Origin of the sequence: Stenotrophomonas sp. 17(2023) (assembly GCF_030345315.1) — a bacterium.
Lineage (GTDB): Bacteria > Pseudomonadota > Gammaproteobacteria > Xanthomonadales > Xanthomonadaceae > Stenotrophomonas > Stenotrophomonas acidaminiphila.
Genome location: NZ_CP128405.1, coordinates 240,001 through 252,004, shown reverse-complemented (window position 1 = coordinate 252,004; position 12,004 = coordinate 240,001). Strand labels below are relative to the sequence as shown.

Genomic DNA, 12,004 nt, shown 5'->3' with positions numbered 1-12,004 from the left:
CGACTCAGGCGCCGGCATCGGCCAGCGACGCGTCCGCCTGGCCGCGCATCAAGCGGCGCCAATGGCGCTGCGCCACCAGCGCGTTGATCCAGAAACCCACGTACAGGATCGAGGTCAGGTGCAGGCCGCGGCTGTAGTACAACGGCACCGCGATGCTGTTCACCAGCAGCCACAACCACCACGATTCCAGCTTGCGCCGCATCATCAGCAGCTGCGCGATCACGCTCAGCACCAATACCGCCGAATCGACGTACGGCGCATAGGCATTGGTCAGGCGGGTCAGCATCCAGCCGTAGCCGAACGTCGCCAGCACCGCCAGCGGCGCCAGCCAGGCCCATGCGCGCGGTCGCAACGAGGTGATCGGCAGCGGCGCCCCGTGGTCGCCGCGCAGCCACTGCCACCAGCCCAGCACGCTGATCGCGATGAAGAAGAACTGCAGCACCATGTCCGCGTACAGGTGCGATCGCTCGAACACCAGCGCGAACAGCGCGCAGCCGGCGATGCCCAGCCACCAGGTGTGCACGTTGTTGCGGCCGGCCAGGAGAATGGAGCCGGCGACGGCGATGTTGGCGGCCAGCTCCAGCTGGAAGGCGGGGTCGGACAGATTCATCCCCCATTGTCGCCCGGCGCATGCGCCCGGGCCATGGCATCGCGCGGCACCGGCCCCTGCCCGCAAAAGCGAAGGGCCCCGCTCGCGCGGGGCCCTCCGGTCTGTCGCATCCAGCGTGCCTGGATCAGAACTTGTAGTTCATCGAGGCTGCCAGGACGTCGCCACCGACCTTGTACTTGCCCTGCAGCACGTTGCCGGTGCTGCTGGTGGCGTTGATCGCCGGGTCGTTGGTGAACAGGTGGGTGTAGCCGAAGTTGAACTCGGTGTTCTCCTTCGGGGTCCAGCCCAGGCCGAACGACAGCCACTTGCGGGTCACGTCCGGCACGCGCACGTCGCGGTGCGAGTAGGTGGTCGGGGTTTCGTCGTAGGCCACGCCGCCACGCAGGGTGATGGTGTCGGACAGCTTGTACTCGGTACCGATCGAAGCGAAGGTGGTGTCCTTGTAGCCGAACACCAGCACGTTGTCCGGCTGGTTGGACGCGAAGTCCACGGTCACCTTGTCGAACGCCGGCGCCCAGGCGGTGCGGGTCACGTCGCCCATCACCATCCAGCGGTCGTTGAGCTTGTGGGTCACGCTCAGGGTGGCCGTGGCCGGCAGGGTCACGGTGGCCTTGCCGCTGGAATCGACGAACAGCCCCTTGGCCGTCAGGCCCAGCGCGGCGTCGACCTTGCCCGGCACATCGAAGCGGGCCTTGCCGCCGGTGATCTTGTGCTCGACCTTGGAACGGTAGCTCAGCGCGATGTTGGTGTTCTCGGTCGGGCTGAAGGTACCGCCGATCACGTAGCCGACGGCATTGTTGTTGCCCTCGACGGTGGCGTAGCCGTCGGCGCTGCCCGGCACCAGGCCCAGCGCGGCGCTGGCACCCTTGCTGGCGCTGTAGGCCACGGCGCCGAAGTCCACGGCATTGGCCAGTTCGATGGTCAGGTGCTCGACGAACACGCTGGCGCCGAAGGACACGTACGGGTTGACGTCATACGAGAACGCCGCGCCCAGGTCGACGGCCTTCAGGTCGGTCTTGGTGCCGTGGTAACGGCCCACCCAGTCGCGGTCGTATTCGGTCTTGAAGCCGAACGGCGCGGTCAGCGACAGGCCGAAGTGCATGTTGTCGTTCTCGCCGAACGGCACGTGGAAGTAAGCGGCCGGGACCGGGGCGATCATGCCGGCGTTGCCGCCGTTGCCGCCGGAGATCGGCGTGCCCTTGCCAGCGCCGGTCGGGCCGGCGTTGCGGGCGCTGTAGATCTCTTCCATCTTGGCCGAGAAGCTGATGGCGCTCACGTCGGCCTGGAACTGGCGGCCGTCGAGCAGGCGCATCGACGCCGGGTTGGTGGCGATCACCGAAGCGTCATCCCAGGCAGAGGCGGAACCGGCGAAAGCGCGGCCCAGGCCCTTGGCGCTGTTTTCCTTGAGCTGGAACGCGGCGGCGTCGGCGTGGCTGAAAGCCAGGGCACCGGCGATGCCGACGGCCAGAGCGGTGACACGAGCGAGGGTGGAAGCGGTATGCATGTTGGAAGCTCTCTCCGTAGGGCGGTGATGATTCGTTGTGCGCCTGCACCCCAGTACCGCCAAGCGGCCCTGCGATGCGCCGGATTCCCCTCCCGACATACGACGCCGTATGCAGTATCCAACATGCTTGTTAACTAAACAATAACGCCGCCGTATTCATTTATTTCCATTCCCTCACCCTGCATCGGCCCTGCTCGGGGTAGGCTTGCGCGCCCATGTTCGTTTCCATTCCCTCCCGCGACAAACCCGGACTCCGCTGGGCAGTACCACTGCTGTTCGCGGCAATCTGGCTGGCCTTCCTCTGGTCGATCTCGCGGCCGGACGAAGCGCGGCGGTCGCTGTGGATGGACTGGGGCGCGCTGTCCACCGGCCTGGGCAACCCGCAGGACTGGTGGGCGGCACTGCGCGACGGCAGCGTGCTGCGCCTGTTCACCGCGCTGTTCCTGCACGCGGACTGGTCGCACCTGCTCGGCAACCTGGTGTTCCTGCTGATCTTCGGGCTGCCGGCCGAACGGGTGCTGGGGGCATGGCGGCTGTTGTTGTTGTTCCTGCTGGGCGGTGCCGCGGCCAACCTGGCGGCGCTGTACGCCATGGGATCGCCGGACCAGATCATCATCGGCGCCAGCGGCGCGGTGTCGGCGTTGCTGGGGGCCTATCTAGCACTGTTCCCCGGCGCGCGGCTGGGCGTGGTACTGCCACTGGGGTTGTTCCTGGAATTCGTCCGGGCGCCGGCCTATCTGCTGATCGGGGTATGGGCCGCCCTGCAGGTGGTTTTCGCCTATATCGGCCCGAGCTTCGGCATGGTGGCCTGGTCGGCGCACCTGTCCGGCTTCCTGTTCGGCATCGTCTATGGGCTGTATGTGCGCGCCGCCATCGCCCGGCGACTGCGCAAGCGCCACGGTTTCTAGCGGCCACCCCATGTGCGCCGTCCCTATAATCGCGCCATGAGCAGCAAGCCCCTGTACAAGATCACGTTCCTCAACCACGGCAAGGTCTACGAGCTGTATGCCCGGCACGTGGGCAGCAGCCACCTGTGGGGATTCAACGAAATCGCCGAACTGGTGTTCGACCTCCATGACGGCCTGGTGGTCGACCCCACCGAGGAACGCCTGCGCGAGGAGTTCGGTGGCACCAAGGTGCTGCACCTGCCGATGCAGAGCATCGTGCGCATCGAGGAAGTGGAAAAGAAGGGCCAATCGGCGATCCGCGACGCGGCCACCGGGGAGAAGGTGGTCACGCCGTTCCCGATGCCCGCCAAGCCGCGCTGAGTACCGCATCGCGCAGCCATTGCCGCCGGTGACGTGGCGGCAGGAGCGAACATCGCCCGTCCGCTGCCGCGTCTCGTCCGGGCGCCATCCGGCATCCCCACCCTGCTCCCGTGCGGATGACGCGCACGCCCAGGGCGCGCGCGGGCAAAGTCACTTGCCGCCGTCGACGGCTCCCGGTTTGGCCGGCACGCTGACGCCCGTCGGCGTCGGCGCGGCTTCCGGCTTGGCCGGGACCGCCGGCGGTGCCGCGGCCGCGGGCCGGGCAGCGAGCGAACCGGGCTGCTTGAGTTCACGCAGGGCCGAGCGCACCGGCCCATCGCCCGGCAGCACCAGGCCGGTAGCGGCGCCACTGGTCTCGTCGTCGCCACGCAGGTGGCCCGGCAGCTTGGCCTCGCTGAAGTCGGCAATGGAAGCCGGCACGTCCTTGCCGGCGGTAGCCGGATCCACGGCCAGCTCAACGTCCGGCACGATGCCGGTGGCCTGGATCGAACGGCCGCTCGGGGTGTAGTAACGCGCGGTGGTCAGTTTGACCGAGTCGCCGTTGTCCAGCGGCAGCACGGTCTGCACCGAGCCCTTGCCGAACGTGCGGCTGCCGACGATGCGCGCGCGCCGGTTGTCAAGCAGCGCGCCGGCCAGCACCTCCGAGGCGCTGGCCGAACCGGCATCCACCAGCACCACCACCGGCGCCCCCTGCATCAGGTCGCCGGGCGTGGCCTCGAACTTCGCATCGCTGACCGAGATGCGGCCGCGGGTACTCACGATCACGCCCTTTTCCAGCAGGTCGTCGGCCACCTGCACCGCCGCGGTGAGCAGGCCGCCCGGGTTGCTGCGCAGGTCCAGCACCAGGCCCTTCAGCCTGCCGCCGGCCTGCGACTTCAGCTGGGTGAGGTGTTTCTGGAAGTCGGCGCCGGTATCGGCCTGGAAGGTGCTGATGCGCACATAGCCATAGCCCGGTTCCAGCATCCGGCTGCGCACGCTGGTGACGCGGATGGTCTCGCGGGTGACGGTGACATCGAACGGCTTCTCTTCGCCCCGCTCGATGGTCAGCACGACCTTGCTGCCGGCCGGGCCGCGCAGCGGCTCCATCGCCTCGAACGCACTTATCGGCTTGCCGTCGATGGCCACGATCAGGTCGCCCGCGCGCAGCCCGGCCCGCGCGGCGGGGGTCTCGTCGATCGGCGATACCACCTTGAGCGCGCCGTCCTGCTGCAGCAGCTCGACGCCGATCCCTTCGTAGGCGCCCGTGGCCTGCTCGTCGAAGGCCTGGGCATCTTCCTTGTCGAAATAGGTGCTGTGCGGATCCAGGTCCAGCAGCAGGCCGCGGACCGCCGACTGCATCAGCTTCTTGTCGTCCACGGGATCCACGTAGGCAGCGCGCACCGCGTTGTATACCGCGACGAAGCGGCGTATCTCGTCCAGCGGCACCCGCGAGGTCACCGATTCCTTGGCATCGGGATCGTCCGCCTTCGGCGTCTTGTCCGGGGCACTCTGCGCCAGGCCGATGGCCGGCGACAGTGCGAACAGCAGGGCAGCAGCAAGGCCGGCTACACGCATGAACCACTCCATGAAAACGGATGCGCACCATGCGCGTCGCACCGATTATGCGCGAAGCCCGGTGGAATTCACGTTGAACGAGGCCGTCGGCGGTGCCACCCGCTCAGCCGGCGCTCACTGGCGCTGCAGCCACGTGGCCGGATCCACCGGCTGGCCATTGCGGCGCAGTTCGAAGTAGAGCGCCGCCACGCCCTGGCCACCGGAGTTGCCGACCCGCGCCACCGCCTCGCCGCGGCGCACGCGCGCGCCCGGATCGCGCAGCAGGGTGTCATTGTGGGCATACAGGCTCATGTAGCCATTGCCGTGGTCCACGATCAGGATCATGCCGTAGCCGGTCATCCAGTCGGAGAAGACCACCGTGCCGTCGGCGACCGCGGTCACCGTCGTGCCGGGCGGGGCGCCGATCAGCACGCCGCTGCTGGTGCGCCCGTCCGGCAGGCGCCCGCCGTAGCGGGCCAGCAGGTTGCCGGACAACGGCCAGCCCAGCCCGCCGACCTTCGGTGCCGGTGCATTCGCGGTGACCCGTGGCGGCGCCTTGCCGGGCGAGGGCCGTGTCGCCCCCGTGGCCGCCTGGCGCGACTGCTCGGCGGCGGCACGGCGCGCAGCCGCCTTGCGCTCGGCCTCGGCGCGTGCGGCCGCCGCGCGCAGGCTGGACAGCAGCTGCTCGAGCGCCCGCGCGTCCTTGCCCAGCACCTTCTCCCGCTCGCTGCGGTCCTGGTAGCGCTGGTCCAGCTCCGCGGCCAGCTGTGCCCGCTTGCGACGGTCCTCGGCCAGCGCCGCGGCCTGTTCGCGCTGCTGCGCACGCGCCTGCTCCAGTTCGCGGCTGCGTGCCAGGATTTCCTGCTCGTTCGATGAAAGTGCCTGCAGATCGCCGGCCAGCGAGGCGATGGTCCGCGCCCGCTCGCGCTGCAGGTAGCGGTGGTAGGCCAGTTCGCGGTTGGCGTCGGCCACCCGGTCCTGCGACAGCAACAACTTCAGCGGGGCATGGTTGCCCAGCCGGTAGGCACCGCGCAGCAGCGCGGCGAGCTGCCCGCGCTGCCGTCCCAGGTTGGCTTCAAGCACAACGCGGCGTTGCTGCAGCTCCGCCAGCGCCTGCTGTTCGCGGCGCATCGCCGCCTCGGTTTCGGCCACCGTCCGGCCGCTGCGGGCAACCTGCTGGTCGGCCTCGCGCAGCCGCCTGGACGCTGCTTCCCGCTCAGCCTGCAGGCGCTGCCGCTCCTGGGCCACGTTCTTGAGCTCGCCGCGCAACTGCTGCAGTTTCTTCTCCGCATCGCGGGGAGTGTTCTGCGCCAGCGCGGCGGGAGCGGCCAGCGACAACGCCAGCAGGCAGCCGGCGACCCAGGCCGGCAATGCCGGGGAACGGGCGGGCTGGCGGCGGCGGCAGGACGGTCGCAATGGCGTTCCAGTGACTTCAGGCAGATGCGGATTGTACCCAGCCATGCTGCCATCCATGCTTGCCCACAGGAATTCCCGACGGAGACGCGCGATGAAACGATTCCTTCTTCTGCTGGCCCTGGGGCTGGCCAGCCCACTGGCACTGGCGGCCGACGACATCAGTAAGGTGAACGGGAGCATCCGTACCGAATCCGGCACCGCCTATCGCGACCTGGACACCGTCAACGGCAGCATCCACCTGGCCAAGGGCGTGCAGGCACGCGGCGTGGAGACGGTCAACGGCAGCATCAACGCCGACGACAACGTGCAGGCGCGCAGCCTGGAGACGGTGAACGGCGCGATCCGCGGGGGACGCGGGCTGATCCTGTCCGGCGACGTGGAAACCGTCAACGGCAGCATCTTCATCGACCAGGGCGGTCGCATCGGCGGCGGCGTGGAAACCGTCAACGGCGGCATCGGCCTGGTTGGCACCGAGGTCGGCGGCAACATCGAGACCGTCAACGGCGACATCACCGTCGGCATCGGCTCGCACGTGAAGGGCGGCATCCGCGTGACCAAGCCGTCGTTCAGCCTGTCGCTGACGCCGCCGCGCAAGCCGCGGGTGATCATCGGCCCCAATGCGAAGGTGGACGGCCCGCTGAACTTCGAACGCGAGGTGACGCTGTACGTGCACGACAGCGCCTCCATCGGCCCGGTCAGCGGCGCCACCGTGCGCCGCTTCGACAGCGAGGCCGCGCCGAAGGATTGAGCGCTTCCCGGCTGGCTTGCCTAGAATCGGGCTTCACCCTTCGTACGGAGCCCGATTCCATGCCCCGCAAATTCCTGTTGTGCCTCGCCGCGGGCGCGGCTCTGTCTGCGTGCCGGCAGGAGCCCACTCCTCCGCCGCCACCGATGCAGGCGCCCGCACCGGCGCATGCGTTCTCCACCGACATCAACGCCGCGGACTTTGCCGAACTGGTGAAGACGCTTGCGTCGGACGAGTTCGAGGGCCGCGCACCGGGCAGCCACGGCGAACAGCTCTCCGTCGAGTACATCCGCGACCAGATGCAGCGCATCGGCCTGCAGCCGGGCAACGGCGACAGCTGGTTCCAGGAGGTGCCGATGACCGAGACCATCGCCGACCCCTCGACCGTGCTCACGCTCCAGCATGGCGATACCCGGCGCACGCTCGCCTTCGGCAGTGACATGGTGGTCGGCACCCGCAGCGGCCAGCCGGAAGTGAAAATCGACGCCAGCGACATGGTATTCGTCGGCTATGGCGTGGATGCGCCGGAACAGGACTGGAACGACTATGCCGGCCAGGACTGGAAGGGCAAGACCGTGGTGATGTTCGTCAACGACCCCGGCTTCCACGCCGACGATGCGCGCCTGTTCGAAGGCAAGCGCATGACCTATTACGGACGCTGGACCTACAAGTTCGAGGAGGCCGCGCGCAAGGGCGCCGCCGCGGCACTGATCGTGCATGACACCGCGGGTGCGTCGTACGGCTGGGACGTGGTTCGCAGCTCCTGGGGCGGTGCGCAGTACGACCTTCCTGTCGCCGAGGACAAGGAGCCGCGCCTGCAGGCACAGGGCTGGCTGAGTGCCGAAGCGGCGCGGCAACTGTTCGCCGGGGCCGGACTCGACCTGGACAAGGCCTACCGCGATGCCGGCAGGCGCGGCTTCAAGCCGGTGCCGCTGCACACCACGCTGTCGCTCGACCTGAAGAGCAGCATCGCCGAGAAGAAGTCGCGCAACGTGGTCGGCGTCCTTCCCGGCGCCAGCCGCGCCGACGAGGCCGTGCTCTACATGGCGCACTGGGACCACCTCGGCAGGCACGAGGGCCAGGCACACGATGCGCAGGCAGGCGACGACATCTACAACGGCGCGGTGGACAACGCCACCGGCGTGGCCGGCATCCTCGAGATCGCCGATGCCATGGTCCACCAGCAGCCGGCGCCGCAGCGCTCGGTGGTGTTCCTGGCGGTGACGCTGGAAGAATCCGGACTGCTCGGCTCGCAGTACTACGTCAACCATCCCACCTTCCCGCTGGACAAGATCGCCGGCGTGATCAACATCGACGCGATGTCGGTCAATGGTCGCACCCGCGACATGACCGTCACCGGGTATGGCAGCTCCGAGCTGGAGGACATCCTCAAGCCGTTGGCCAAGGAGCAGAACCGCACCCTGCATGCGGAATCGGCGGTGCAGAGCGGCTTCTACTTCCGCTCGGATCACTTCAACTTCGCCAAGGCCGGCGTCCCCGCACTCTACGCCGGCGGCGGCCGGGATCTGCTGGAAGGCGGCATCGACGCGGGCAGGAAGGCCGCCGAAGCCTACGCCCGCGAGCGTTACCACAGCCCGCGCGACGAGTACGACGCCGCCACCTGGAAGCTCGACGGCACCATGCAGGACCTTGAACTCCTGTACGGCGTCGGCCGCGAACTGGCGGGCGGCGACAGTTGGCCGAACTGGTACGAAGGCAACCCGTTCAAGGCCAACCGCGACCGCATGATGGAGGGCCGGCGCGGCGCCGGTGAATAGACCGCGTCGCCCCGGAGGCATCGTCCAATGGCAATCGCGGGCGCGTGGTGCCGCGATGACATCCAGACATCGCGCCGAAGGCTTCCCGATACTCCGCCAGACGCAGGAAGCACGCCTTGAGACGGTGATGTCGAACAGCTTTGGTTTTGGTGGTACGAACGCGACGCTGGTGTTCGGCCGGTTGTAAGGCCGGGGCATCAAGGGGTTCAAGCAACGGCGCCTTTTGGCGCCGTTGTCGTATGCGCGGTGGTCGCGGATCTACGTGAGGCAGCCCGTGCTGCACGCGTTCGCGTGCGAGGCTCCGTTCCGGCACAGCCGCCGGGCCCGCCAGGCCCGTGGCCTTTCTCTGTGTCGCGCGCCTGCAGGGCGATTATCACTGGGCAATACCCGCAGCCACGCTGATTTGAGGACGTGGAAAACGCCAACGGCGCCTTTTGGCGCCGTTCTGGTTTATGCGACATCCGGGTTCTGGATGCGGGAAAAAAGCAAACCCCCGCTGCGTTAGCAGCGGGGGTTTGGGGATAAAGCCCCTGGCGATGACCTACTCTCGCATGGCTTGAGCCACACTACCATCGGCGCAGCTGCGTTTCACTTCCGAGTTCGGGATGGGATCGGGTGGTTCCACAGCGCTAATTTCACCAGGGAGAGGGTTGGAGGGTCGCTATCCATTGGAGCAGGATAAAGCGCCAGCCTCTCGTAGGTCTTGTGACGTAGCGTGCACTTGGGTCTATCGACATGTCATGTCGGCCAAGGCAACTTGAGGTTATATGGTCAAGCCACACGGATCATTAGTATCAGTTAGCTCAACGCGTTGCCGCGCTTACACACCTGACCTATCAACCACGTAGTCTACATGGTTCCTTCAGGGGGCTTGTGCCCCGGGAAGTCTCATCTTGAGGCGCGCTTCCCGCTTAGATGCTTTCAGCGGTTATCGCTTCCGAACATAGCTACCCGGCAATGCCACTGGCGTGACAACCGGAACACCAGAGGTTCGTCCACTCCGGTCCTCTCGTACTAGGAGCAGCCCCTCTCAAACTTCCAACGCCCATGGCAGATAGGGACCGAACTGTCTCACGACGTTCTGAACCCAGCTCGCGTACCACTTTAAATGGCGAACAGCCATACCCTTGGGACCGACTACAGCCCCAGGATGTGATGAGCCGACATCGAGGTGCCAAACACCGCCGTCGATATGAACTCTTGGGCGGTATCAGCCTGTTATCCCCGGAGTACCTTTTATCCGTTGAGCGATGGCCCTTCCATACAGAACCACCGGATCACTAAGTCCTACTTTCGTACCTGCTTGATCCGTCGATCTTGCAGTCAAGCACGCTTATGCCTTTGCACACAGTGCGCGATGTCCGACCGCGCTGAGCGTACCTTCGAGCTCCTCCGTTACTCTTTAGGAGGAGACCGCCCCAGTCAAACTACCCACCATACACGGTCCCCGACCCGGATAACGGGCCTAGGTTAGAACGTCAAGCACGACAGGGTGGTATTTCAAGGATGGCTCCACTGCAGCTGGCGCCACAGTTTCATAGCCTCCCACCTATCCTACACAGACGAACTCAACGTTCAGTGTAAAGCTATAGTAAAGGTTCACGGGGTCTTTCCGTCTTGCCACGGGAACGCTGCATCTTCACAGCGATTTCAATTTCACTGAGTCTCGGGTGGAGACAGCGCCGCTGTCGTTACGCCATTCGTGCAGGTCGGAACTTACCCGACAAGGAATTTCGCTACCTTAGGACCGTTATAGTTACGGCCGCCGTTTACTGGGGCTTCGATCAAGAGCTTCGCCTTGCGGCTGACCCCATCAATTAACCTTCCAGCACCGGGCAGGCGTCACACCCTATACGTCCACTTTCGTGTTTGCAGAGTGCTGTGTTTTTGATAAACAGTCGCAGCGGCCTGGTCACTTCGACCATCACCAGCTATAGCCCGCATGGGCCACCGGCAATGGTGCACCTTCTCCCGAAGTTACGGTGCCATGTTGCCTAGTTCCTTCACCCGAGTTCTCTCAAGCGCCTGAGAATTCTCATCCTACCCACCTGTGTCGGTTTACGGTACGGTCTGCGTAAGCTGAAGCTTAGGAGCTTTTCCTGGAAGCGTGGTATCAGTGACTTCGTCTTAAAGACTCGTCTCGGTGCTCGGTCTTAAAGGATCCCGGATTTGCCAAAGATCCAAACCTACCGCCTTTCCCCAGGACAACCAACGCCTGGTACACCTAACCTTCTCCGTCCCTCCATCGCACTTACGCGAGGTGCAGGAATATTAACCTGCTTCCCATCGACTACGCATTTCTGCCTCGCCTTAGGGGCCGACTCACCCTGCGCCGATTAACGTTGCGCAAGGAAACCTTGGGCTTTCGGCGTGCGGGTTTTTCACCCGCATTATCGTTACTCATGTCAGCATTCGCACTTCCGATACCTCCAGCAGACTTCTCAATCCACCTTCGCAGGCTTACGGAACGCTCCTCTACCGCGCATAACAAAGTTATGCACCCCAAGCTTCGGTTCTGTGCTTAGCCCCGTTAAATCTTCCCCGCAGACCGACTCGACCAGTGAGCTATTACGCTTTCTTTAAAGGGTGGCTGCTTCTAAGCCAACCTCCTGGCTGTCTGTGCCTTTCCACATGGTTTTCCACTTAGCACAAAATTTGGGACCTTAGCTGTGGGTCTGGGTTGTTTCCCTTTTCACGACGGACGTTAGCACCCGCCGTGTGTCTCCCATACAGTCCGTCTCGGTATTCGGAGTTTGCAATGGTTTGGTAAGTCGCGATGACCCCCTAGCCATAACAGTGCTCTACCCCCGAGAGGATACATATGAGGCGCTACCTAAATAGCTTTCGAGGAGAACCAGCTATCTCCGGGTTCGATTAGCTTTTCACTCCTAATCACACCTCATCCCCTACCTTTGCAACGGGAGTGGGTTCGGGCCTCCAGTGCGTGTTACCGCACCTTCACCCTGGGCATGACTAGATCACCCGGTTTCGGGTCTACTGCCCGCGACTATGCGCCCTTATCAGACTCGGTTTCCCTTCGCCTCCCCTATACGGTTAAGCTTGCCACGAACAGTAAGTCGCTGACCCATTATACAAAAGGTACGCAGTCACTCTTTCGAGCTCCTACTGCTTGTACGCACACGGTTTCAG

Annotated in this window: 8 protein-coding genes and 2 rRNA genes (1 of these 10 cut by a window edge); 4 read left to right on the top strand and 6 right to left on the bottom strand. The window is 65.3% G+C overall.

Annotated features, from left to right (window positions below; genetic code table 11):
• Positions 1 to 4: 4 nt before the first annotated feature.
• Both pnuC and QQA12_RS01080 read right to left on the bottom strand, forming a co-directional pair.
• Positions 5 to 610 (bottom strand): nicotinamide riboside transporter PnuC, encoded by a 606-nt coding sequence (pnuC, locus tag QQA12_RS01085; protein ID WP_054661361.1) that lies wholly within the window; start codon positions 608 to 610, stop codon positions 5 to 7.
• A gap of 124 nt (positions 611 to 734) precedes the next feature.
• Positions 735 to 2,114 carry an outer membrane protein transport protein gene (locus QQA12_RS01080; RefSeq protein ID WP_226050604.1) on the bottom strand — a complete coding sequence of 460 codons (1,380 nt, stop codon included), beginning with the start codon at positions 2,112 to 2,114 and terminating at the stop codon, positions 735 to 737.
• A gap of 215 nt (positions 2,115 to 2,329) precedes the next feature.
• Here QQA12_RS01080 and QQA12_RS01075 point away from each other — a divergent pair, with 215 nt between their 5' ends.
• On the top strand, positions 2,330 to 3,022 hold the full coding sequence (locus QQA12_RS01075; protein ID WP_226050605.1) for a rhomboid family intramembrane serine protease: 693 nt from the start codon (positions 2,330 to 2,332) through the stop codon (positions 3,020 to 3,022).
• A 36-nt stretch (positions 3,023 to 3,058) separates the two neighbouring features.
• On the top strand, positions 3,059 to 3,382 hold the full coding sequence (locus QQA12_RS01070; protein ID WP_056931569.1) for a DUF1820 family protein: 324 nt from the start codon (positions 3,059 to 3,061) through the stop codon (positions 3,380 to 3,382).
• Positions 3,383 to 3,532: 150 nt separating this feature from the next.
• Here the strand turns inward: QQA12_RS01070 and QQA12_RS01065 are convergent, their stop codons facing one another.
• Positions 3,533 to 4,936 carry a S41 family peptidase gene (locus QQA12_RS01065; protein ID WP_226050606.1) on the bottom strand — a complete coding sequence of 468 codons (1,404 nt, stop codon included), beginning with the start codon at positions 4,934 to 4,936 and terminating at the stop codon, positions 3,533 to 3,535.
• A 114-nt stretch (positions 4,937 to 5,050) separates the two neighbouring features.
• On the bottom strand, positions 5,051 to 6,331 hold the full coding sequence (locus QQA12_RS01060) for a peptidoglycan DD-metalloendopeptidase family protein (protein WP_267913975.1): 1,281 nt from the start codon (positions 6,329 to 6,331) through the stop codon (positions 5,051 to 5,053).
• 91 nt (positions 6,332 to 6,422) lie between these two features.
• Here QQA12_RS01060 and QQA12_RS01055 point away from each other — a divergent pair, with 91 nt between their 5' ends.
• Entirely contained in the window at positions 6,423 to 7,079 is a 657-nt protein-coding gene (locus QQA12_RS01055) for a hypothetical protein (RefSeq protein ID WP_054661346.1), read from the top strand.
• 59 nt (positions 7,080 to 7,138) lie between these two features.
• The gene (locus tag QQA12_RS01050; RefSeq protein WP_226050608.1) at positions 7,139 to 8,854 is read left to right on the top strand and encodes a M28 family metallopeptidase; all 1,716 of its coding nucleotides are present in this window, start codon (positions 7,139 to 7,141) and stop codon (positions 8,852 to 8,854) included.
• A 528-nt stretch (positions 8,855 to 9,382) separates the two neighbouring features.
• On the opposite strand, the gene rrf is transcribed toward QQA12_RS01050, so the two are convergent.
• Positions 9,383 to 9,497: ribosomal RNA gene (rrf, locus tag QQA12_RS01045) — 5S ribosomal RNA — on the bottom strand.
• 124 nt (positions 9,498 to 9,621) lie between these two features.
• Positions 9,622 to 12,004 (bottom strand): 23S ribosomal RNA (locus tag QQA12_RS01040) (it continues 495 nt past the right edge of the window).